24 protein-coding genes and 1 tRNA gene are annotated in these 21,851 nt (G+C 40.4%); 19 read left to right on the top strand and 6 right to left on the bottom strand.

Going from position 1 to position 21,851, the window contains the following annotated elements:
- Positions 1–14 precede the first annotated feature (14 nt).
- The 11 genes from ssb to CFT42_RS09250 all read left to right on the top strand — a co-directional run bounded on the left by ssb (position 15) and on the right by CFT42_RS09250 (position 10,084).
- Entirely contained in the window at positions 15–533 is a 519-nt protein-coding gene (gene ssb, locus CFT42_RS09300) for a single-stranded DNA-binding protein (RefSeq protein ID WP_088815993.1), read from the top strand.
- Between the two features lie 54 nt (positions 534–587).
- On the top strand, positions 588–827 hold the full coding sequence (rpsR, locus tag CFT42_RS09295) for a 30S ribosomal protein S18 (protein ID WP_036097540.1): 240 nt from the start codon (positions 588–590) through the stop codon (positions 825–827).
- A gap of 433 nt (positions 828–1,260) precedes the next feature.
- Complete coding sequence (locus tag CFT42_RS09290; RefSeq protein WP_088815992.1) at positions 1,261–1,875, top strand: accessory gene regulator B family protein; 615 nt, start codon at positions 1,261–1,263, stop codon at positions 1,873–1,875.
- The gene (locus CFT42_RS09285) at positions 1,859–2,011 is read left to right on the top strand and encodes a cyclic lactone autoinducer peptide (RefSeq protein WP_088810137.1); all 153 of its coding nucleotides are present in this window, start codon (positions 1,859–1,861) and stop codon (positions 2,009–2,011) included. The genes CFT42_RS09290 and CFT42_RS09285 overlap by 17 nt, the downstream gene beginning before the upstream one ends.
- Before the next feature lie 95 nt (positions 2,012–2,106).
- A complete protein-coding gene (locus tag CFT42_RS09280; protein ID WP_369821469.1) occupies positions 2,107–3,402 on the top strand; it encodes a sensor histidine kinase in 1,296 nt (431 codons plus the stop codon).
- 15 nt (positions 3,403–3,417) lie between these two features.
- Positions 3,418–4,146 (top strand): LytR/AlgR family response regulator transcription factor, encoded by a 729-nt coding sequence (locus CFT42_RS09275; RefSeq protein WP_088810139.1) that lies wholly within the window; start codon positions 3,418–3,420, stop codon positions 4,144–4,146.
- 130 nt (positions 4,147–4,276) lie between these two features.
- Complete coding sequence (locus CFT42_RS09270; RefSeq protein WP_088815991.1) at positions 4,277–6,250, top strand: DHH family phosphoesterase; 1,974 nt, start codon at positions 4,277–4,279, stop codon at positions 6,248–6,250.
- Position 6,251: 1 nt separating this feature from the next.
- Positions 6,252–6,698: a 50S ribosomal protein L9 gene (rplI, locus tag CFT42_RS09265; protein ID WP_088815990.1), complete on the top strand. Its 447-nt coding sequence runs from the start codon at positions 6,252–6,254 to the stop codon at positions 6,696–6,698.
- 37 nt (positions 6,699–6,735) lie between these two features.
- Positions 6,736–8,082, top strand: a complete 1,347-nt coding sequence (gene dnaB, locus CFT42_RS09260) for a replicative DNA helicase (protein WP_088810141.1) — start codon at positions 6,736–6,738, stop codon at positions 8,080–8,082.
- Between the two features lie 78 nt (positions 8,083–8,160).
- Positions 8,161–8,616 (top strand): universal stress protein, encoded by a 456-nt coding sequence (locus CFT42_RS09255; RefSeq protein WP_088810142.1) that lies wholly within the window; start codon positions 8,161–8,163, stop codon positions 8,614–8,616.
- A 175-nt stretch (positions 8,617–8,791) separates the two neighbouring features.
- A complete protein-coding gene (locus CFT42_RS09250; protein ID WP_088810143.1) occupies positions 8,792–10,084 on the top strand; it encodes an adenylosuccinate synthase in 1,293 nt (430 codons plus the stop codon).
- A 78-nt stretch (positions 10,085–10,162) separates the two neighbouring features.
- On the opposite strand, the gene CFT42_RS09245 is transcribed toward CFT42_RS09250, so the two are convergent.
- Positions 10,163–10,708 carry a hypothetical protein gene (locus CFT42_RS09245; RefSeq protein WP_088815989.1) on the bottom strand — a complete coding sequence of 182 codons (546 nt, stop codon included), beginning with the start codon at positions 10,706–10,708 and terminating at the stop codon, positions 10,163–10,165.
- Positions 10,709–11,187: 479 nt separating this feature from the next.
- Here CFT42_RS09245 and CFT42_RS09240 point away from each other — a divergent pair, with 479 nt between their 5' ends.
- The gene (locus CFT42_RS09240; RefSeq protein WP_088810145.1) at positions 11,188–12,570 is read left to right on the top strand and encodes an amino acid permease; all 1,383 of its coding nucleotides are present in this window, start codon (positions 11,188–11,190) and stop codon (positions 12,568–12,570) included.
- 112 nt (positions 12,571–12,682) lie between these two features.
- Positions 12,683–12,755 (top strand) — tRNA-Lys (locus CFT42_RS09235).
- Between the two features lie 119 nt (positions 12,756–12,874).
- On the opposite strand, the gene CFT42_RS09230 is transcribed toward CFT42_RS09235, so the two are convergent.
- The 5 genes from CFT42_RS09230 to CFT42_RS09210 form a co-directional block, all read right to left on the bottom strand.
- Positions 12,875–13,555 (bottom strand): fructose-6-phosphate aldolase, encoded by a 681-nt coding sequence (locus tag CFT42_RS09230; RefSeq protein ID WP_088815988.1) that lies wholly within the window; start codon positions 13,553–13,555, stop codon positions 12,875–12,877.
- A gap of 136 nt (positions 13,556–13,691) precedes the next feature.
- Positions 13,692–14,645 (bottom strand): sugar-binding transcriptional regulator, encoded by a 954-nt coding sequence (locus tag CFT42_RS09225; protein WP_088815987.1) that lies wholly within the window; start codon positions 14,643–14,645, stop codon positions 13,692–13,694.
- Positions 14,638–14,916 (bottom strand): DUF3116 family protein, encoded by a 279-nt coding sequence (locus CFT42_RS09220; protein WP_088810148.1) that lies wholly within the window; start codon positions 14,914–14,916, stop codon positions 14,638–14,640. Before CFT42_RS09220 ends, CFT42_RS09225 begins: the two co-directional genes overlap by 8 nt.
- Positions 14,917–14,972: 56 nt before the next feature.
- Positions 14,973–15,425 carry an ImmA/IrrE family metallo-endopeptidase gene (locus tag CFT42_RS09215; RefSeq protein WP_088815986.1) on the bottom strand — a complete coding sequence of 151 codons (453 nt, stop codon included), beginning with the start codon at positions 15,423–15,425 and terminating at the stop codon, positions 14,973–14,975.
- A gap of 4 nt (positions 15,426–15,429) precedes the next feature.
- Complete coding sequence (locus CFT42_RS09210; protein ID WP_088810150.1) at positions 15,430–15,765, bottom strand: helix-turn-helix transcriptional regulator; 336 nt, start codon at positions 15,763–15,765, stop codon at positions 15,430–15,432.
- A gap of 190 nt (positions 15,766–15,955) precedes the next feature.
- On the opposite strand from CFT42_RS09210, the gene CFT42_RS09205 reads away from it, so the two are divergent.
- From CFT42_RS09205 to CFT42_RS09180, 6 genes are all read left to right on the top strand, one after another.
- Positions 15,956–16,252: a hypothetical protein gene (locus tag CFT42_RS09205; RefSeq protein ID WP_088810151.1), complete on the top strand. Its 297-nt coding sequence runs from the start codon at positions 15,956–15,958 to the stop codon at positions 16,250–16,252.
- A 154-nt stretch (positions 16,253–16,406) separates the two neighbouring features.
- Positions 16,407–16,799, top strand: coding sequence for a phage holin family protein (locus CFT42_RS09200; protein ID WP_088810152.1), 393 nt, complete (start codon positions 16,407–16,409; stop codon positions 16,797–16,799).
- 56 nt (positions 16,800–16,855) lie between these two features.
- Positions 16,856–17,455, top strand: coding sequence for a short chain dehydrogenase (locus CFT42_RS09195; RefSeq protein ID WP_088810153.1), 600 nt, complete (start codon positions 16,856–16,858; stop codon positions 17,453–17,455).
- A gap of 112 nt (positions 17,456–17,567) precedes the next feature.
- The gene (locus tag CFT42_RS09190) at positions 17,568–19,040 is read left to right on the top strand and encodes an AcpB/EbpR/MafR family transcriptional regulator (RefSeq protein WP_088810154.1); all 1,473 of its coding nucleotides are present in this window, start codon (positions 17,568–17,570) and stop codon (positions 19,038–19,040) included.
- 4 nt (positions 19,041–19,044) lie between these two features.
- A complete protein-coding gene (modA, locus tag CFT42_RS09185; protein WP_088815985.1) occupies positions 19,045–19,815 on the top strand; it encodes a molybdate ABC transporter substrate-binding protein in 771 nt (256 codons plus the stop codon).
- 75 nt (positions 19,816–19,890) lie between these two features.
- Positions 19,891–21,837, top strand: a complete 1,947-nt coding sequence (locus CFT42_RS09180; protein ID WP_088815984.1) for an LTA synthase family protein — start codon at positions 19,891–19,893, stop codon at positions 21,835–21,837.
- The last annotated feature ends 14 nt before the right edge of the window (positions 21,838–21,851 follow it).

Here is a 21,851-nt window from a genome sequence, read left to right as displayed (position 1 = left end):
GAGGCTTTTTCTAGATGATGAACCGTGTCATTTTAGTAGGACGTTTAACTAAAGATCCTGAACTTCGCTACACTCCTTCTGGTGTTGCCGTTGCGACTTTTACACTTGCTGTAAATCGCACATTTACAAACCAACAAGGGGAACGTGAAGCAGATTTCATCAATTGTGTTGTTTGGAGAAAACCCGCTGAAAACGTAGCAAATTTCCTGAAAAAAGGAAGTCTTGCTGGTGTTGACGGTCGCGTTCAAACACGTAATTATGAAGGCCAAGATGGAAAACGTGTCTATGTAACCGAAGTCGTTGCTGAAAGTGTCCAATTCTTAGAGCCACGTAATGCAAATAGTGGCGGTGGAAATGGCTACCAAAGTAATAACGGTGGTGGTAATAACAATACTAACAGCTATAATCAGGAACCTGCTGGCGGTGGTTACAATCAGAATCAGCAATCTCAAGGTTATCAGCAAACAAACAATGATCCTTTTGCTAGCGACGGAAAACCAATCGACATTTCGGATGACGATTTGCCGTTCTAAACCGGATTTGCTTGCTTAACCAAAACACTTGGATAGAGAATAGGAGGAGAAATTATGGCTGGAGGACGCAGAGGCGGACGTCGTCGTAAAAAAGTATGTTATTTTACGGCTAACGGCATTACGCACATTGACTATAAAGATGTAGAATTACTAAAAAAATTCATCTCTGAACGTGGTAAAATCTTACCTCGTCGTGTAACTGGAACAAGCGCTAAATATCAACGTAAATTAACTGTTGCTATCAAACGCGCTCGTCAAATGGCATTACTACCATTTGTTGCAGAAGAAAAATAAATTATAACTAAAAGCCCCTTTTTAAAGGGGCTTTTAGCTTATAGAAAAACACAAAACAAAACGTAATCCCACTATATTCAGACGGATGACAAATGGTGAGATTCTAGGCAAAGCCGAGTACCGCACCAGAGCGTACTTGAGTACGTGAGGAGCGGAACGGAGGCTTTAACAACGAAGATTGCTGTTTGTCATCAGTCTGAGCCCCTTTTTAAAGGGGCTTTTTTATAGGTGATTAAACTTATATTTTTCAGATTAATTAAGCCTAAAAACCCTATAATAATGTCATAATACCCATTTTAAAATTCTGTCAATTACACAAAAAATGGAGAAAAAAACTTGATTTTGGTTATTTAGGACTAAAAACGGACATTTCAGGGCATTTTTCGTTTTGACTATTAATTTAGAGGTAAAATAATAGACGGAGGTGAAAATATTGAGTAGTGCAACAGAACAAATTACACTGACAGAAAAATTAGCAGATAAACTAATTTCAAAAGAGCGTTTTCAAAATGATGAAGAAACGTATTTGAAAGTGAAGTACGGCGTAGAAGTTATTTTAATCAACATATTTAAAATTTCTTTTGTCTACATACTTGCTTTACTGATTGGGGTGTTTTGGGAAACCTTAATTACACATCTAGCTTTTATAGTTTTAAGAAGATATTCTTTTGGACTTCATGCGATTAAAAGCTGGAACTGTACAATTACAAGCCTTTTGATGTTTGTTTTAGGACCATTTGTATTTCAATCCGTTCAGTCTAATAATATAGCTGTCATAGTTGTGTTTGCTTTTGTTCTTATCAATATGTTTCATTATGCTCCGTCTGACACAGAAAGTCTGCCTCTTATTGGTTCAGGAGAAAGAAAAATCTTAAAAAGAAAAGCAATGGTATGTACATTAGTATTGTTTTTAATAACATTACTTGTACCTTTTGCAGAGATGAAAACACTAATCATGTTGGGGTCAGTCTATCAAGTCATTTCGATTCATCCATTAATGTATAAACTATTAAACAGGAGGTACAAGAATTATGAAAGCTATGAGTAAAAAAATGGGTAATTTTATTGGACGTAAACTAGAGGATCAAGGATTGAAGATTGCAAATACTTCAATGAGAAAATCTTGTTTTGGTGTTACTTATGAGCCGAAAAATCCGATGCTAAAAACGTTAGAAAAAAAATAAAAATTTAGTTACCTTGCTATAGTATTCTGATAAAAAAATATGATAGAATTAATATGAAAGTAAAACAACTTTGGGGGCTAGTCATGAATCCACAAATCATATTGTTTGTTGCCATATTAATTCAAAATATAGGATTTTTTATTGTAATACAAATACTAACGGGACGACTATTAAAATGGAAAGAGGGATTAATCACCTTAGCCTGTGCTATAGCGGTTATCCCTCTTTTTCCAATGATTACTTATTGGTTAAACTTAGTTACCATTGGTATTTTTACTATAGCATTATTATATAAAAAACAGTCTGTATTCTTTGCTGTAACAATTCCCTCGATTACATTTATTATATCAATAATGTGTGATTATATATTAAATCCGTTATTATGGTCAGCTTTTAATATTCAAGTTGGAGATATTTCAAGTGATTTGAGATACACTATACTTTATGCTATCGCCATGATGCTGTTTGCTTGTTTAATCGCATTTGTTTTGAAAAAAGTGATTGATAAATGGAGCGTATATACATATTTAAATCAACGAAAATATGGTTTTATGATTCTTGCAGTTGTGCTTCTTACTTTGCTTATTTATCATTTGAATATATTTTTCAGTGCGGCGGATGGTTTTATTCAAGAAATTGTACGCCTAAATACAGTTATTTTTCTTGTTTACTTTCTTACATTAATTGGTATTTTGTATATGGTACTTCAATCAGCTATACAAGAAATCAAGATGAAGACGCAGCAAGAGCAATTTGAACAGTTGCAAGAATACACAACAACTCTAGAAAGTTTGCATAAGGAAATGCGTATTTTTCGTCATGATTATATTAATATACTTTCAAGTATGGCGGGATACATGGAAAAAGATGATATAGAAGGATTAAAGAAGTTCTTTTCAGAAAATATCGTCCCAATCAACCAAACGATGATTTCAAATAACCATAAAATATCATTACTTCAAAACATTCATGTAATGGAGCTAAAAGGGCTTATTGCCATTAAACTAATAAGAGCGCAAGAACTTAAAATTGATGCGATTGTTGAAGTAGTAGAAGAAATTGATAAGATTAATATGCCGAGTATCGATTTATGTAAAATTGTTGGGATTTTGCTAGATAATGCCGTAGAGGCTGCTGCAGAAAGTAAAGATCCTTTCATTCGTTTGGCTGTTGTGAAACGGGAAGACTCTGTATTAATTGTTTTTGCCAATAGCATACCGGAAAACATGCCGCCTGTGTATAAAATATTTGAAGAAGGCTTTTCAACTAAAGGTGATGCTCGAGGATTAGGTTTAGCCAGTTTAAGAGAAACAATTCAAAAATATTCAAACGTCACATTAGCTACAAAACTGATGGATAGAGAGTTTATTCAAGAGTTAGAAATCATATAGGAAAAGGGGATATATATGTTACCGATCTTTATATGTGAAGATAATAGAATTCAGCGGGAACGACTAACGAAGTATATAGAAGATTTTATTATGCTAGAACATTTTGATATGGAAATTGTTTTTTCTTCTGGTAATCCTTATGAAGTTTTGGAAGAGATTGAAAAATCTGCAGGGATGGGACTTTATTTTTTAGATATTGATTTGCAACAACCCGATTTAAATGGTTTTGAATTAGCAAAGAAAATTAGAGAAAAAGATGCACGTGGGTTTATTATTTTTATCACAACGCATGCAGAACTAACCTATCTAACTTTTACTTATAAAGTGGAAGCGTTAGATTATATCATTAAAGATAATGTGAAAGAAGTTCAGGAACGTGTTCATGAATGTTTGCGGAGTGTGCAACAGCGGATGTTAGATGAGCGCGAGCCAGACAAATATTTTACTTTTAGATTAACGGATAAAAAAGTAATTCACGAGAAGCAAGATGATATTTTGTTTTTTGAAACGTCTACGAAAAGCCATAAAATTGTTTTGCATGGCAAAAATCGGCAAATCGAGTTTTATGCCAAGATGAAAGATGTCGAGAAAATATTAGATGAACCGTTTTATCGTTGCCACCGCTCATTTTTAGTTAATAAAAATAATATTAATGAAGTGGATAAAGCTACAGGCGAGCTGACAATGACTAATGGCGAAATTTGTATGGCATCAAGTAAGTTAATAAGAGGAATGAAACTATAGAGGTCAAATCCGTATGAAAAGTCGGATTGACCTTTTTTGATTTGAAAGTCTGTTCGATAAAAGGTAAAATATAGAGTGGACGACTACATTTTACAGGGATTATCATTTTTTGTTTAGGAGCTGAATGGAAATGCAAGGCTTTTTTGAGAAAAGAATGCTTAAATATCCATTATATGGCTTAGTTGCGGCAACGATAATTTTGTGTGTCATTACTTTCTTCTATGAGTGGTGGCTCGCTGTTATTATATTTGTTGCAGGCGTTGCACTGATTACAGCGATGTTTTATTTTGAGCATCGTTTAAATCAAGAGGTGCAAGAATATGTTTCTAATTTAACGTATCGTATAAAACGCAGCGAAGAAGATGCACTTGTTGAGATGCCTATGGGAATTATGCTGTATGATGACGATTATAAGATTCAGTGGTTAAATCCATTCATGGCGAAGTATTTTGATAATCACAAGCTAATTGGAGAGCCGCTAATTGATGTCGGGCCAGAATTTCTGGCTGTTATTAAAGGTGAGGAACAAGAGGGTATACAGTCTATTAAATGGCGTGAATACTGTTTTGATACAATTGTTAAACGTGAAGAGCGGATTTTATATCTGTATGATCGCACGGAATATTATGAGCTAAATGAGAAATATAAGGCGGAGAAGTCTGTTTTTGCGATTATTTTTCTTGATAATTACGATGAATGGGCGCAGGGCATGGATGATAGACGCCGGAGCGCGTTAAACAATTTGGTGACGTCTATGCTCACGAACTGGGCGCGTGAGCACCGAATTTATTTGAAGCGAATTAGTTCGGACCGGTTTATGGGATTTCTAAATGAGGCCATGTTAGAACGTTTGGAAGAGGAAAAGTTTTCGTTGTTAGATCGCATTCGCGAGCGTACGTCTAAACAAAATATTCCTTTAACCCTAAGTATTGGGATTGGCTATAATGAAGATGATCTGATTAGTTTAGCGGATCTTGCGCAGTCGGGGCTGGACCTTGCGCTTGGGCGCGGCGGGGATCAGGTTGTGATTAAGCAGCCGGAAGGTCAAGTGCGCTTTTACGGGGGAAAAACCAATCCGATGGAAAAGCGGACGCGTGTGCGTGCCAGGGTAATCTCTCAGGCGCTTCAAGAGTTGATCACTCAAAGCGACCAAGTTTTTGTTATGGGACATCGCTATCCAGATATGGACGTTATCGGCTCAAGCCTTGGCGTGATGCGTATTGCAGAGATGAATGATCGTGATGCGTATGTTGTGGTTGAACCGGGTAAAATGAGTCCGGACGTAGAACGCCTGATGACCGAAATTGAAGAGTATCCGAATGTGATTAAAAATATTGTGACGCCGCAAGTGGCTAATGAAAATATTACCAATAAGAGTTTGCTTGTGGTGGTGGATACGCATAAGCCTTCGATGGTGATGAATCGCGAGTTGCTGGAATCGGCTTCGCATGTGGTTGTCATTGACCATCATCGTCGTTCGGAAGAGTTTGTGGAAAATCCGGTACTTGTTTATATTGAACCGTATGCATCTTCAACGGCGGAACTTGTGACGGAGCTTTTTGAATACCAGCCAGATTTGGAACAGGTGGGCAAAATTGAAGCGACAGCGTTACTTTCTGGGATTGTGGTGGATACGAAGAACTTTACGTTACGTACGGGGTCACGCACGTTTGACGCAGCAAGCTATTTGCGGTCGCTTGGGGCGGACACCATCTTGGTACAAAATTTTCTTAAAGAAGATTTAGCGACTTTTACGCAGCGTAGTAAACTTGTGGAATCGCTTGAGATTTATCACGACGGGTTGGCGGTTGCAAAAGGTCATGAAAATGAAGTTTTCGGGACGGTTATTGCGGCTCAGGCGGCGGATACGATGCTTTCGATGGAAAATGTGCAGGCTTCATTTGTCGTTACGCTTCGTCCTGATAAGATGATTGGGATTAGTGCTCGCTCTCTGGGCGAAATTAATGTGCAGGTTATTATGGAGAAACTAGGCGGAGGCGGCCATTTGTCTAATGCGGCGACGCAGCTTAAAGGTGTGACGATTGCTGAGGCGGAAAAAGCTTTATTAGACGCGATTGACGCGTATTGGAAGGGAGAAACATAATATGAAAGTCATTTTTCTAAAAGATGTAAAAGGTTCGGGTAAAAAAGGTGAAGTGAAAGACGTGGCGGACGGTTACGCGAAAAACTTTTTGATAAAAAATGGGAACGCTGTGGAAGCGAATGCGAAAAATATGAGCGCGCTGCGCGGGCAAGAAAAACGTGCGGAAAAAGATGCGCAAGAAGAGCTTGCTGAGGCGAAAGCGCTGAAGGAAAAATTGGAGAACTTGACGGTTGAACTGAAGGCGAAATCAGGCGAAGGTGGGCGTTTGTTTGGTTCGATTACGACAAAACAAATTGCGCAAGCCTTGCAAAAGGATTTTGGGATTAAAATTGATAAGCGGAAAATGGATCTTCCAGATGCGATTCGTTCGCTTGGGTACACGAATGTACCGATTAAGCTACATCACGAGGTTAACGCTACAATGAAAGTACACGTAACAGAAGAATAAAGGAAAAACTAACTTTTAAAAAAAGGAGCTAAGGGCAGTGGATACTTTTCAAGATAGAACGCCACCGCAAAATATTGAAGCTGAGCAGGCCGTCTTAGGGGCTGTATTTCTTGAACCGAATGCGCTGATTACGGCTTCTGAAATACTTATGCCGGACGATTTTTACCGGCAGGCGCATCAGCTGATTTTTGAGACGATGCTTGATTTGAATGACCACGGGAAAGCGGTAGATGTGCTGACAGTTTATGAGGCGCTTGCTGCTGGTGGTCGGATTGAGGATGCGGGTGGTTTACCATACTTAACGGAGCTTTCGGGTGCGGTTCCGACAGCGGCCAACTTAGAATATTATGCGCACATTATTGAAGATAAGGCGCTTCTTAGGCGCTTAATTCGGACGGCGACTCAAATTGCGACGGATAGTTATTCGCGTGAGGACGAGCTGGACGCGCTCATGGACGAAGCTGAAAAAAGCATTTTAGAAGTTTCCGGGCGCAAAAACGTGGGTGCTTTTAAAAACATTAAGGACGTTTTGGTTAAAACATATGATGACATTGAGATTTTACACAACCGAAAAGGCGATATAACTGGTATTCCTACGGGCTTTAAAGAGCTCGATAAGATGACGGCTGGTTTTCAGCGCAATGATTTAATTATCGTTGCGGCTCGTCCATCAGTTGGTAAAACAGCATTTGCGCTTAATATTGCACAAAATGTGGCGACAAAAACGGATGAAAATGTGGCGATATTTAGCCTTGAAATGGGCGCCGAGCAACTTGTTATGCGGATGCTTTGTGCGGAAGGCAATATCAATGCGCAAAATTTGCGTACGGGTTCGCTGACGTCAGATGATTGGCAGAAGCTTACGATTGCGATGGGGACGCTATCCAATTCGGGGATTTTCATTGATGATACGCCAGGCGTTCGCGTTAATGAGATTCGTTCGAAATGTCGACGTTTAAAACAAGAGTCGGGGCTTGGTATGATTGTCATTGACTATTTGCAACTGATTCAAGGGAGTGGCCGAGGCGGCGAAAACCGCCAACAAGAAGTATCGGAAATTTCCCGTTCACTTAAAGCACTTGCGCGTGAACTTGAGGTGCCGGTCATTGCGCTGTCGCAGTTGTCGCGTAGCGTGGAACAACGCCAAGATAAGCGTCCGATGATGTCGGATATTCGGGAATCGGGTTCAATTGAGCAAGATGCGGATATTGTGGCATTCTTATATCGTGAAGACTACTATGACCGTGAAGGCGAAAATGATGGAACGATTGAGATTCTCATTGCGAAGCAGCGTAATGGTCCTGTTGGGGACGTCAAGCTCGCTTTTGTGAAGGAGTACAATAAATTTGTTAACCTTGAAGTAAGATATGATGAGATGGCTTAAAATTAGGCAGGGCGAATAAATCGCTCTGTTTTTTTTGCTAAAAAAAGGGGTAAGGTTTTGTGAAAAGGAGTGGTTGACATGGAAAATTACAAACGGATTTTAGTTGCGATTGACGGATCGCCCTCTGCGGAAGCGGCCTTTTTAAAAGCGGCAGGAGCGGCAAAGCGCAACGGCTCGCATCTTGGAATTACGACAATTATCGATACACTCTACTTTGCGAATTTGACGGCGCTTGATGGTGGGCAAACGGTCAATCAATTTACGGAAAATGCAGAAAAGTTGTTGGCGGATTATGAAAAGCGCGCGAAAGAATTAGGCGTAGAAAGCGTGGAAACGATTTTAGATTATGGTCCGCCAAAAGCGGCCATCGTGGAAATTGCCGATGAAAAGTTCCACGCAGATTTAATCGTTGTTGGGGCGGTCGGCACGTCGAGGCTAAGCCGCATTTTACTCGGGAGCGTAGCTGGATACGTCACACTTCACGCACCGTGCGATGTTTTAGTGGAGCGAACAAGCCTGACAGATAGACTATGAGTGCACCTGCTCATGGTCTATTATTTTTTAAAAAGTAAAAACGAACGATTTTTTTAATACTAAAAAAATCGTTCGTGATATCCGTTGACGAATGATAGGAGAAACGGTAAAATGAATAATGGAAATAATAGCTAACGCGAATGGTTAGCTAAAGACCAAAAAATGAGGTGTTTACATGTCTTCAGTTGTTGTTGTTGGAACACAGTGGGGCGATGAGGGTAAAGGAAAAATTACAGATTTTCTTTCGGAGAATGCAGAAGCAATTGCACGTTATCAAGGTGGTAACAATGCGGGGCACACAATTAAGTTTGACGGCGTCACGTATAAATTGCATCTAATTCCATCTGGTATTTTTTACAAAGAGAAAATCAGTGTTATTGGAAATGGAATGGTAGTAGATCCAAAAGCGCTAGTGGAAGAATTAACGTACTTACATGAAAAAGGTGTAAATACGGCGAATTTACGTATTTCAAACCGGGCGCATGTGATTTTACCGTATCATATTCGCATTGACGAAGCGGACGAGGAGCGCAAGGGCGCAAATAAAATTGGGACGACCAAAAAAGGCATTGGACCTGCTTACATGGATAAAGCTGCGCGTGTCGGCATCCGAATTGTAGACCTCTTAGACAAAGAAACATTTAAAGAAAAACTAGAACAAAATTTAAAAGAAAAGAATCGTCTTTTGGAGCGCTTTTATGAATTAGAAGGGTTTACTTTAGATGAAATTTTAGATGAATATTATGAGTACGGCCAACAATTCAAGGAATACGTGTGCGATACGTCGGTCGTCTTAAATGATGCACTGGACGAAGGAAAACGCGTCCTATTTGAAGGCGCGCAAGGCGTCATGCTAGATATCGATCAGGGGACATACCCGTTCGTCACATCAAGCAACCCAATTGCTGGCGGAGTAACTATCGGAAGTGGTGTTGGCCCGTCGAAAATCAATCACGTTGTCGGTGTTGCGAAAGCCTATACGACGCGCGTTGGCGATGGCCCATTCCCGACAGAGCTGTTTGATGAAATTGGCGATAACATTCGCGAAGTTGGCCGAGAATACGGAACAACGACTGGACGCCCACGCCGAGTAGGCTGGTTTGATAGTGTTGTCGTGCGTCATGCAAGACGTGTCAGCGGGCTAACAGATCTTTCGTTAACGCTTCTTGATGTACTTACCGGCATTGAAACGCTGAAAATCTGTGTCGCTTATAAACTTGACGGCAAAACAATTACAGAGTTCCCGGCTAGCCTTAAAGATTTGGCGCGCTGCGAACCAGTTTATGAAGAGCTACCAGGTTGGACAGAAGATATCACCGGCGTTAAGTCGCTTGATGATTTACCAGCTAATGCAAGACACTACATGGAGCGTATCGCCCAACTTACAGGTGTTCAAGTTTCCATGTTCTCAGTTGGACCAGACCGCAATCAGACGCATGTTGTCAAAAGTGTTTGGCGTTTAGCTTAACAGACTAATTTTAATAAAAAATAAGCATAAATCCCATAAAATCCATTTTTAGAAGTGGTATAGGGGATTTATGCTTTTTTAGTCTTCAAAAATATCGATAATATCATCAACAACACCAGTTTCGTCTTTATAAATTTTAAGCATGAAGTACATTAAAACGAGGAGGACGAATAGATGGGAATGGGTGTCGACATTGTCATCAAATGAAAAGGATATCGTGAAAAAAGAATCGCCAGTTAAAATAGTGGCAAGCAGTTTATCATTCGCATGTAAGTCAACATCTTCGTTTAAGTTTTCCTCAATTAAAATTTTTTGATCTAGAAATCCTGCTATGACAGAAAAATAGAGCATGCTGTTGCCAACTTTATCTTTTAATTCGAAGCGTTTCCCCTCGTAATAAAATTCATATTCAGCAAGTATAAATCGTTTGATGCCAGTGTTTTTACGGTGGATTTGGCCAATCATTGTGCCGTCTGGCGCAGTATAAATATAGGAGTTGTCTTTTTCACGGTCAGAATGTACTTCTTTTTTAATAAGCGCCACAATTTTCCCGTTTTCATCTTTAAGCTCCATATTTGAAGCGTTCTCAAAAATAACTTTATCTAAAAGCGTAAACGTCGCCAACTAAAGCACCTCCTTTTGGAAAAGTATACCATAAAAAAATTTATATGGATTAAAATGGGGTAGCCGGACTTCGTTTTAATTGGCGTGTCGGCATTTTTGTTGTACAAACCGAAAATTGGGAGCGTTTTCACAAACTTTTAAAAAATAAGTCAATAGGCCTAAATTTCGAACCAATTTGGGAGTTAAGGTAAAAAATAACAAGAAATCCTTATTTATCAACAAATTTAGGTAAATATATAGATGGTTTTAAGTGTCCTTATTGTCAATTTGTAAAAGAATATGGTAAAATCTAAATAGTGATAGCGCTTACATTGTGAAAAAGGAAAAATTTACTGTTTTTATGATATTTTGCGAGTAATCTGATTTTATTGTATGATTAAAGGATAACTTAATAATCAATTTAAGTTCATACACAGACGGCTCTGCAAAATTGGTAAAGAACTTAGCGAGTCCCAAGACTGAAGAGGGGGAAGTACATAATGGAAGAGAAACAAGAATTATCAAGAGGTCTAAAAAACCGTCATGTCCAACTAATTGCCATTGGGGGAGCAATTGGAACTGGGCTATTCCTTGGTTCAGGGAAATCCATTCACTTAGCTGGCCCATCGATTTTGTTCGCGTATATGATTACAGGGGCAATCTGTTTTCTTATTATGCGGGCACTTGGCGAATTACTACTTTCAAATTTAAAGTATCATTCATTTGTTGATTTCGTACAGGATTATTTTGGAAATGCGGCGGCGTTTGTAACGGGTTGGACGTACTGGTTTTGCTGGATTTCAATTGCGATGGCTGACTTAACGGCAGTCGGTCTGTACACACAATTTTGGTTTCCAAATGTTGCCCAGTGGGTGCCGGGCTTAATCGCGCTCGTCATTTTGCTTATTATGAACTTGGCGACGGTTAAACTTTTCGGGGAAATGGAATTTTGGTTTGCCCTTATTAAAATCATTGCGATCTTGGCGCTAATCATTATTGGCACATTCATGATTATTAAAGGTTTTTCAACGGACGCTGGAGCTTCAAGCTTCTCAAATTTATGGAGTCACGGTGGCTTTTTCCCTAACGGCGCAAATGGCTTCATACTTTCCTTCCAAATGGTGGTCTTTGCCTTTGTGGGTATTGAGCTTGTCGGCCTGACTGCTGGGGAAACTGAGGATCCTGAGCGTGTTATCCCGAAAGCGATTAACAACATTCCGATTCGGATTATTATCTTTTACATTGGTGCTCTCCTTGTGATTATGAGCATTTATCCGTGGAATTCGATTAATCCTGCTGAAAGCCCGTTCGTTCAGGTTTTCGCTGCTGTAGGAATAACGGCTGCTGCAGGAATTGTTAACTTTGTTGTCTTAACTTCGGCGGCTTCGGCTTGTAATAGTGCGGTTTTCAGCACAAGCCGAATGATTTATTCGTTAGCAAAAGAAAAAAATGCGCCTAAATCCATGACGAAACTGACTTCACACAAAGTGCCGTCCAACGCGCTGTTTTTCTCGACAATTATCATTTTAATCGCCGTTATTTTAAATTACATTATGCCAGAAGGTGTATTCACACTCATCACAAGTGTATCAACGGTTTGCTTCATTTTCATTTGGGGCATCACTGTTCTCGCACACTTAAAATACCGGAAAACACGCCCAGAACTAGCGGCAAAAAACAAATTCAAAATGCCGCTTTACCCATTTGCGAATTACGTGATTTTAGTGTTCTTAGCGTTCGTGCTCGTTGTCTTGGCGCTTGCTGAAGACACTCGCGTGGCGCTGTTCATCACACCACTTTGGTTTGTCGGCGTCATCATCGTCTACTACATTCGCAAATCAAGAATTCAAAACAAAGATATGCAAGAAGAGATTAAAGAATAATTTTTGAAAAAAAGCTAGGTCAAATGAGGCGAAACCTTCAAGACCTAGCTTTCTAATTTAAATTTCTTGCAAAAACTGAAAAAAGTGATAGAATTAGAACGTTGAGTCAATCGGGTTATTAGCTCAGTTGGTAGAGCAGCTGACTCTTAATCAGCGGGTCGGGGGTTCGAACCCCTCATAACCCATTGGGTGCCAAACCCACAAGACCGGAGTACTGTCGGCGTTTTCGAACGTTTGGAAGACAGGACTCGCGGTCTTATTTTTTTGCAAAAATCTCAGAAGGCGGTTATTCTTCTCTACTACCTTAAAATTTCGCGACAACATGTCCAGCGCCAAAAACAGCTTCCCAGTCGCTCGTGAAATCGTGCACGGCTTTTTCAATCGAAGGCATTTCAAACGCTTGTTTAAAAATATCCGCGCCTAGTGTTACTGCATGGGCACCACATTCTAGGGCTGAATTCACTTGGCCGACATTTTTAAAACTAGCGCCTAAAATCTTAGTGTTACTTCCCGACCGCTCAATTGCTGTGCTCATTTCCAAAATGGCGTCGCGCGGATTGATGTTCAGGTTTTCCATGCGGTTGAAATACGGCGCAATATAATTGGCTTCTGCCGAAATCGCTAAATAGGCTTGGATTTTCGAATAAATGGCCGTGGCCGTTACATTTATTTTTTGGGCGCGCAATTCTTTGATGACGCGTAAACCAATTTCGGTGACGGGGACTTTAATGAAAACTTGGTCGTCGATATGGCGCAAAATGGCTTCTGCGTCGCGCATCATTCCGGCGTAGTCGGTGGCGACAACTTGGACGTGTAGGGAGGCAGTTGGGTCAAGGGAGCTTCGGATTTCCTTCATGTGCGTGAAAAACTCAAGCTTGCCCTCTTTTTTTATAATAGAAGGGTTGGAAGTGACGCCAGCGAGGGGTAAATTGTCTGCATAGCGCTTAATAATTTCTAAATTAGCAGTATCGAGCATAAATTCCATTAAAATCACTCCTTTTGCCCTCATTTTAGCAAAAATAAGCTAGAAAAAAATAAGTTCTTTGCTGTTTTGGGGTAAAAAGCGGACGAAACCAAGCGAGTTGTAACGCCAAAAAAGCTAGTTTGCACATTTGTGCAGACTAGCTTTTTGCATGTTTCAAAATTAGCTTAGCCGTTTCATCATCGGTTACAAGAGCATTGATGTAGCCTTTTTTTAGCATCGCGTAAATAGCCCGACTTTTGCGTTTTGACCGAGCAACTCCGAGAACAGTTGGGACGGCGCTTAAATTTTCGAGGCCGATGCTGATGGTGCGTTCATATAGTGGACCGTGTAAAACTTTGCCGTCCTTATCGAAAAAATTGCAACATGAGTCCCCGCACGCTTCGCGAAGGCGTAACTCTGCGTAATCTTCTGGTGATAAAAGGTCACGCCATTTGCTCGTTTTCTCAGATAAAAGTCCGCCGATTCCGACGAGGGCGACATCTAGTTTTGCCCATTTGGATTTTAATTCCTGAAAATATTGTGAGTGAACAATGCCGTTTTTTAGTTCCGCTGTTTCTTGCACAACTGTTGCATTGACGAATAAACTTGTGCCACCCAATTTTCTTGCGAGTTCGTAGACGAGCGTGTTGACGTGGAAGCGGGAATGGATATGACTTGGGCCGCCGACAATTGGGACAAAAGTGGCCATTGTTTTGCGGCGGTTATCAATTTGCGCGATAGCATTGCCAAGCGTTTCACCCCAGGCGACGCCGACTGTTTCGTGTGGCTTGATCATGTTTTTTATAGAGAGGGATGCAATTTGTGCGAGGTTTTCATCTTTTTCTTTACTTGAAAAATGGGGTTCGGTTCGGGCGATGCGAATGTGTTTCAAGTTGAAAGTTTCTTGGAGCGCCGTTTCAAGTTCGTAAATCTGCTCATCAAAATCATGAATTTTAATTTCCACAATTCCGGAGGCTTTTGCTTGTTTAAGCATACGACTGACGCTCGTCCGGTAAATATCGAGTTCACGTCCAATCGTTTCTTGACTTTTTTCTTCAATATAGTACTTGTAAGCAATCTGTCGAAGTAAGTCTAGTTTTTCTTTACTCATCTTTTAAGCCCTCCATTTGGCCGAAACTTTGTAAGAGTGAGGTTCCTTTTTCAGTGAGTTTGTACCGTTTTTCGTTTAAACGGCTTTTTGTTTGGCGCAAAATGTAGTCGTTTGCTTCAAGCCAGAAGACGGTATAGAAAAAGGTGGTTAATGTTAATTTGTATTGCGGATTTCGCATGAAAAACTCATCTTGAAGTATGAAAATATTAAAGCTTGGATCAGCTATAAAAATTAAGGTGAACTTTATTTCATCGTGGCTGGGCCTTTTCATAAAAATATCCTTTCGATGGTGCTGCATGTTACTACAAGAAGTTGATTAAGCGGGCGTTAGTATTTGCGGTAAACATCAATCGTATTACCGAAATTAATAAAGTAATTTTTGTAGTTATACATTGGACCGTATTTTTCTCGGTAAAAAGCAACCGTCTGAATTAAGAATTCTTCCGTCACGCCTAGGTGTTCGGCTACTTCGAAATATTCTCTAAAACCATTGTAAAAGCAACGAATAATATCTTCAAGTGGAACGAGTTCCTCATATCCGCGTCTTCTAGCGAAAATTTCTTGTTTGCGATTTGTCATTTCTTTTTGATTGATAATATTGCCATATGTGTATTTCCAGTGCATAAGTTCTTCAATTAGAAGACAGCGCTTTTCGGTATCTGTTTTTTGACTGTCGATTAAAATGGTCCCGTTAATATATAAGCCTGGCAATTTGCTAGGCATTTTTTCTTCTTTTATGGTTACTTTGTTTTGATAATCATTCACCAATTCTTCAAACATATTTTCACTTCCCGCGATGAAGTTGTTTTTTCATTTCAATGTAAGCAAGAATATCTCGCAATTCCTCGTCAGTGACGTCATCATCTAAATGAGCTGCAATCGTCATTAAGCGCTCATCTTTTGCCTCTTGACTTCTTGGAGGGAAGAAAGCATCTATTGTTTGATTGAAAATCTTGGCAAGTTCGAATAAGACGTCTTGATTGGCCTTTCTTTCACCGTTTTCATAACGGCTAATGGTTTGTCTTGTTGTATTTAAGCGTTTGGCAAGCCCTTCTTGGCTTAGCCCTTTTTCTTCGCGAAATTGTTTGATTTTATTTCCAACATATTTATTTAATTCCATGGCTCCTTTGCTCCTTGCTTTATGATTGTTTACAGTGTACCACTTTTGTAACCTTTTTGGAAACTTTATATGTTAAAATGCATCAATTTGTTTACGTGTAACCAAAATGGTGCTATAATGAATTTATCAGGCAAGAACACACTTTTTTTAAACTAAAAAGCACCGAAATGGTGACGAAGAGGTGATTTGAATGGAACGCGCGGAATTAAAAAAGCGACAACGAGCGATTATTTATCGTTTGGAGGAACATTTAAATGAGCGTGATAGACAGAAGCTCTTGTGCGAGTTGGAATATTTGGAAGCGCTTGGTGATAGCAAGAAAGGTTTTTTGACAGCAGATCAAAAAATGTTGCTTTTTTCATCTGAAGAGTACTTGGTGCGAAAGCACGTTCAAACGGATAAGCAGATTTATGAGGAAATAGGGGTTTCCAGACGAACGTTTTATTTATGGAAGAAATCGGCAGGGCTCATTGCAAGAAGCGTTTAAGCAAAGTCCAATTTCGCTGATGACTTAAAAAGCTGCGTTAAGTATTCTACTATAGTAGATTTAAATAGATTAAAAATGTCATTTGACCTTCAGAAAAAGTATTGCTTGAGCTGAAAAACAAATGGCATTTTTGCGTACAGAAAGAAGGATGTTTATGGATTATTTAGTTCAAAATATTCCTCAAGTTGTGGCGTTCTTCTTCGGAGGTGGGAGTGTTTTGATTCAAGTTTTACTTATCTTCACCGTGGCCGATTATGTGGCAGGCCTACTTACAGCTGGTTTTCGAGGGAACTTGCGAAGTAGAGTGGGCTTTCAAGGTATCGCGCGCAAATTAGCGATTTTCATTTTAGTGGCGATTGCACATCAGGCGGACCTTGTTACTGGGAATAAAAACTTAGTTCGTGATGCGGTTATTTTTTTCTACCTCGCTAATGAATTAATCTCGATTTTGGAAAATTTCGTTCAAATGGGCGTGAAAGTTCCGCGTGTGCTTAAAAGTTTGGTAGATATTTTCCAATCGAATGCGGGTGAGAAAAACAAAAAATAAACCTTTAAGCATGAGAGGTGTTATACTGGTCGTATCATTTGAAATGAGGTGTTTTTATGAAAGTGCTACTAATTGGTGCCTATGGAACGCTCGGAAAAGCGGTTTTTAATCGGCTTTCAAAGAAAAATGACGTCATTACGGCTGGGCGACATAGCGGGGAAATTCATGTTGATATTACGGATCCGGACAGCATTCGCGAGATGTACAATCAAATTGGGAAAGTCGATGCGGTTGTAAGTGCAACGGGAAGCGCTGTTTTTTCGCCGCTAACGGAACTAACGCCTGAAAAAAATGAACAAACATTGCGGAGTAAGCTTGGGGGACAAATCAACCTCGTTTTACTAGGGCTTGATTATATTAATGATGGTGGAAGTTTCACACTGACAACGGGAATTATGATGGAGGATCCAATTAGGCAAGGTGCTTCGGCTGCGATGGCGAACGGGGCGGTTACCGCCTTTGCAAAGTCAGCTGCGATTGAAATGCCGCGGGGAATTCGGATTAATACAGTGAGCCCAAATGTGCTTCTCGAGTCGTTTGAAAATTTGGAGCCGTTTTTTGAAGGCTTCGTTCCAGTTCCTGCTGACCGGGTGGCGCGTGCTTTTGAAAAGAGTGTTCACGGTGCTCAAACAGGCCAATCTTATAAAGTTTATTGAAAAGACAAGTTGTTCGCATCTTGTCTTTTTGTTTTAGTGGAAAATAATGTTTTGGGTTAGTCTAAGATGATATAATAATGGTGAACGAAAATACGATAATGGGGGCAGTGTCATGCGAACTTTACTCGAAAAAAGTACCAGAAGGAGAATGGAGCTTCTAGAAATTCTTATTGCTGACAATCGGTGGTACAAATTAGAGGATTTAGCTGAACAATTGGATTGTTCGAAACGCACGTTAAACAATGACATTGCCGCGATTCAAAACGACTTAATGGACGAATGGACGCTTTTCACATCTCGGAAATTAGGTATTCAAATTCAAACACCTGAAAATGCGCATGTCGATAAATTATATCAATATTTTATGCAACGGAGTCTTTCTATAAAACTTTTGCTTGGCTGTTTTTATACTCAAAATTGGACGGTTGAAGAATGGGCAGACGAATTGTTTACGAGTCCTTCTTCGCTGTACCGGTTGATTCATCGGATTCGAAAGAAAATGGAAATTTACGGCGTGGAACTTAATATTAATCCGGTGTATATCACGGGGAATGAGGCGCAAGTTCGCTACTTTTTTTCGCAGCTCTATTACACAACTTTCGGTTTGGAGCGTTGGCCATTTAAAGCGGATGACAGGGAGGCGCTTGATCGCTACATCAGCACACATGAAGCTTGTGTGGGTTACCGTTTTGTTTATCCGCAGCGGCAGGAACGATTTTTTTGGCTGCAAGTGTGCATCGAACGGATAAGGCAAGGGTATTTCATTGATATGGCAGAAATTGCGATTCCGTTTTATGAGCATGAGGCTGACCTGAAAAATAGCTTTAAACAGCTTGAGAAGGATACGGGAATCGTGCTAACAGAGGGCGAGCGCTACGGCATTAAGTTGCTTCAGTTGCAGGGGCTTGGCTATGAGCGGAAGGCGAATATTGAGGCGTCGCTTAGTTTCTTTGCGCAACATGCGCCGGAGAAATTAGTCCAGAGCGAGGCGATTTTGGAAAATATTGTGGTTTATTACGGGCATCCTTACCCGAGCAATAAAAATGAGATTTTGCTACAGCTTTTGAGTTATTTGCTTTATTTGGAGCAATTTGTAGAGTTTGATAGCTTTATTGTATCAAAACGGGGGTATGTGACGGGCGTTTTAGAAGAGGAGTTTCCAAGTTTTTGCGAGGCTGTTCGAAAGGCGGTCAAAGATGTTGCTGATTCTCGTGTGAAAGCCGAAACGGTTATTTTCTTCCTAGGAACGCTTTGGGAAGGCTTGGTTTTTGCGCAGCGTAAAGAAATCGAGCCGGTGCGCATTTTGGTTTCTTCGCAGTTAAGTGTGAGCAACACGCGCTTTTTGAAAAGCATTATCGCTTCGAGGTTTCAAGATCAGGTGGAGCTTTTTGAAATGACGGAACCGGATATCGTGGCCGAACATTTGCGAGCGAACCAGATTGATTTTGTTCTTGCCGATTTTGCAGCGGCGCAGTATGACGGAATTCCGACGGTAGAAGTTAACTATTTCCCTAGCGAGCGCGACTGGCGCAACATTCGAAAAAAGATTAGACATATTCAAAAAGAGCGAAATAAAAAGGAGTAGTTTGATGAAAAAAGTAAGCATTTTGTTTTTCGCGGTCTTATTCGTGCTTGCAGGCTGCAGCAACCAAGCTGGAACGGCTAGCGAAAAGCCAATTGAACTGCACATTTCCGTTGCGGCCAGCTTAAAAGATGTGATGGAAGATGTGAAAACGGATTATGAGAAGGCGCATAAAAATGTAAAGCTAACGTTTGATTTTGCTGGATCTGGCCAAATCAAAGAGCGCGTAAAAAACGGGGCACCAATTGATGGCGTGTTACTTGCGAGCGAAAAAGATATGGATGATTTAAAGGCGCAAACAACCGATAAACAACAGTTTGCCAAAAATACACTCGTTTTAATTGTGCCGAGCAAAAATGCGGCGGAAACGAATACGAAAGATATCGCGAAATTGTTGCCAACTTTTGATAAAATCGCAATTGGTAATCCGGAATCTGTTCCTGCTGGGAAATATGCAGAGGAAACGATGGAAAATCTAGGCGTTTACGATGCACTGAAAGAGGAACTTGTCCTCGCATCTGACGTTCGCCAAACGCTTGCTTACGTCGCATCTGGCAACGCGCAAGCGGGTTTCGTTTATAAAACGGATGCTTTAATCAGTAAAGATGTAAAAGTTTTGCAGGCTGTGCCGGACGATTTGCATTCACAAATTGGCTATTATTCGGGCGTGTTGAAAGATGCTGACGAGCCAGATCAGGTGGCGAAGTTTTTAGATTATATGGCGTCTGATGCAGGGCAAAAAGTATTAGCGAAGTACGGGTTTTTAAATATTGATTGACCAGTTTCTATTTTACATGCCTCATAAAACATGATAGCATGAACATAACTCGAATTTTTTTATGAGGAGATGACGATGAAGAATTTACTTTCAAATCGATTACTGTTACTAACTGTTTTTCTGTTTTGGCTAAAGACGGAAATTGTTTATTTTATGGAATTTAATTTAGGCGTTGAAGGCGCATTTCAAATTTTCTTATTACTGATTAATCCAATTGCGATGGCACTCATTATATTTAGTTTAGTCTTTTTGATTCCAAATCGAAAGCTTCGGACAACGATTGCCATTATTGTTTATTTTGCACTTTCCATGCTACTTTATGCGAACGTGCTTTATTACCGCGAGTTTAGCGACTTCTTGTCGGTTAATTTGATGACGAATGTTGGAAATGTTTCGGAAGGCCTTAACGGGAGCGCATTCGCCCTACTAAAATGGCATGATATTCTTTATTGGCTCGATTTTGTATTCATTACGTTTGCGCTAATAAAATACGGGAAGCCATATGCGGAAAAGCGTCGTGCTTTTAAGTTTCAACTTATTCCTGTTGTTTTAGGCCTAGGAATGCTTCTTTTAAATATTACGCTGGCGGAGATCGACCGCCCGCAACTGCTTACGCGGACATTTGATCAGCGTTATCTAGTCAAATATTTGGGCGTCAACACGTTTACGGCTTATGACGGCGTGAAGCACATGAAAACGCAGCAGAAGCGCGTTCAAGCGGAAAGCTCGGACACGGCTGAGGCGGAGAACTTTGTGAATACGAACCGCACGAGTACAGACAATGAGTACTTTGGGGTTGCGAAAAAACGGAATGTGGTCTACTTGCATTTAGAAAGCATTCAACAATTTTTGATTAATTACAAATTGGACGGCGAAGAGGTAACACCGTTCTTAAATCAACTTTATAATAGTGAAAACTCGTTTAGTTTTAGCAACTTCTACCATCAAACCGGGCAAGGAAAATCTAGTGATGCGGAAAACCTTATTGAGAATTCGCTATTTGGACTTCCGCAAGGGTCAGCATTTTCGACTTACGGCGGCACGAATGAATTTCAGGCGGGGCCGGCAATTTTGAAGAATGAACAAGGTTACACGTCGGCAGCGTTTCACGGGAACATTGGCTCGTTTTGGAACCGCAATAATGCCTACAAGCGTTTTGGCTATGATTATTTCTTTGATTCTAGCTACTATGATTTGACCAAGGCGAACTCAACGGACTACGGTCTAAAAGACAAGCCGTTTTATGAGCAGTCCATGGAAATGCTGAAGCAATTGCCACAGCCATTCCAAACAAAATTCATTACGGTTTCCAACCATTTCCCGTATCCTGTTTTTGAAGAAGACGTGGAATTCGCGAATCCTGGAACCAAAGATGAAACAATTAATAATTATTTTTCAACAGCGCATTATGCAGACGAGGCGATTAAGGAATTTTTCGACGCTTTGAAGAAAGAAGGCTTGTATGAAAATACGATTTTCGTTCTTTACGGCGACCACTACGGTATTTCGAAATCACGCCTAGATACGCTTGCACCGCTTCTTGGAAAAGAAGAACTAACCGAGTTTGATAAAGCGCAGTTGCAACGCGTGCCGTTTATCATCCACGCGCCTGGCATCAAGGGGAAAGAAATTACAACGCAAGCGGGGCAAATTGATGTGCAACCAACTGTTCAGCATTTACTTGGCATCGACGGCTCGAAATACTTGCAACTTGGAAATAGCCTGCTTTCCGATAAGCCAACTGATACAGTTGTATTCCGGAATGGCGATGTGATTACTTCCGAGTTCGCTCAAATCGGTTCCACCGTTTACCTGACGCAGACAGGCGAACCAGTTGAAGAGCTAACAAATGAAGAAAATAGTCGTGTGACGGAAAGAAAACATTACGCCGAAACAGCGCTGCGGATTTCCGACGACATCATGCAACGTGACTTGTTGCGCTTCTATGAACCAAGCGAAGATTTCAAAATCCCGAATCCTGCGAAAGTAGATTATAAGGTTTCGACGTCAGATATAAAATAGAACGCGAAAATGAC

This window comes from Listeria goaensis (assembly GCF_900186125.1).
Classification (GTDB): Bacteria; Bacillota; Bacilli; order Lactobacillales; family Listeriaceae; genus Listeria; species Listeria goaensis.
Note: the sequence above shows the minus strand (reverse complement) of the source record. Positions and strands in the feature narration are given on the sequence as shown.

Excerpts from the sequence above, each read along its gene's own strand:
- CFT42_RS09205 (WP_088810151.1), top strand. The coding sequence starts at position 15,956 with ATGGAACGCGCGGAATTAAAAAAGCGACAACGAGCGATTATTTATCGT.
- CFT42_RS09210 (WP_088810150.1), bottom strand. The coding sequence starts at position 15,765 with ATGGAATTAAATAAATATGTTGGAAATAAAATCAAACAATTTCGCGAA.
- CFT42_RS09275 (WP_088810139.1), top strand. The coding sequence starts at position 3,418 with ATGTTACCGATCTTTATATGTGAAGATAATAGAATTCAGCGGGAACGA.
- CFT42_RS09240 (WP_088810145.1), top strand. The coding sequence starts at position 11,188 with ATGGAAGAGAAACAAGAATTATCAAGAGGTCTAAAAAACCGTCATGTC.
- CFT42_RS09255 (WP_088810142.1), top strand. The coding sequence starts at position 8,161 with ATGGAAAATTACAAACGGATTTTAGTTGCGATTGACGGATCGCCCTCT.
- CFT42_RS09285 (WP_088810137.1), top strand. The coding sequence starts at position 1,859 with ATGAAAGCTATGAGTAAAAAAATGGGTAATTTTATTGGACGTAAACTA.
- CFT42_RS09180 (WP_088815984.1), top strand. The coding sequence starts at position 19,891 with ATGAAGAATTTACTTTCAAATCGATTACTGTTACTAACTGTTTTTCTG.
- rpsR (WP_036097540.1), top strand. The coding sequence starts at position 588 with ATGGCTGGAGGACGCAGAGGCGGACGTCGTCGTAAAAAAGTATGTTAT.
- CFT42_RS09190 (WP_088810154.1), top strand. The coding sequence starts at position 17,568 with ATGCGAACTTTACTCGAAAAAAGTACCAGAAGGAGAATGGAGCTTCTA.
- CFT42_RS09220 (WP_088810148.1), bottom strand. The coding sequence starts at position 14,916 with ATGAAAAGGCCCAGCCACGATGAAATAAAGTTCACCTTAATTTTTATA.
- CFT42_RS09200 (WP_088810152.1), top strand. The coding sequence starts at position 16,407 with ATGGATTATTTAGTTCAAAATATTCCTCAAGTTGTGGCGTTCTTCTTC.
- modA (WP_088815985.1), top strand. The coding sequence starts at position 19,045 with ATGAAAAAAGTAAGCATTTTGTTTTTCGCGGTCTTATTCGTGCTTGCA.
- rplI (WP_088815990.1), top strand. The coding sequence starts at position 6,252 with ATGAAAGTCATTTTTCTAAAAGATGTAAAAGGTTCGGGTAAAAAAGGT.
- CFT42_RS09250 (WP_088810143.1), top strand. The coding sequence starts at position 8,792 with ATGTCTTCAGTTGTTGTTGTTGGAACACAGTGGGGCGATGAGGGTAAA.
- CFT42_RS09215 (WP_088815986.1), bottom strand. The coding sequence starts at position 15,425 with ATGTTTGAAGAATTGGTGAATGATTATCAAAACAAAGTAACCATAAAA.
- CFT42_RS09270 (WP_088815991.1), top strand. The coding sequence starts at position 4,277 with ATGCAAGGCTTTTTTGAGAAAAGAATGCTTAAATATCCATTATATGGC.
- CFT42_RS09230 (WP_088815988.1), bottom strand. The coding sequence starts at position 13,555 with ATGGAATTTATGCTCGATACTGCTAATTTAGAAATTATTAAGCGCTAT.
- CFT42_RS09195 (WP_088810153.1), top strand. The coding sequence starts at position 16,856 with ATGAAAGTGCTACTAATTGGTGCCTATGGAACGCTCGGAAAAGCGGTT.
- CFT42_RS09225 (WP_088815987.1), bottom strand. The coding sequence starts at position 14,645 with ATGAGTAAAGAAAAACTAGACTTACTTCGACAGATTGCTTACAAGTAC.
- ssb (WP_088815993.1), top strand. The coding sequence starts at position 15 with ATGATGAACCGTGTCATTTTAGTAGGACGTTTAACTAAAGATCCTGAA.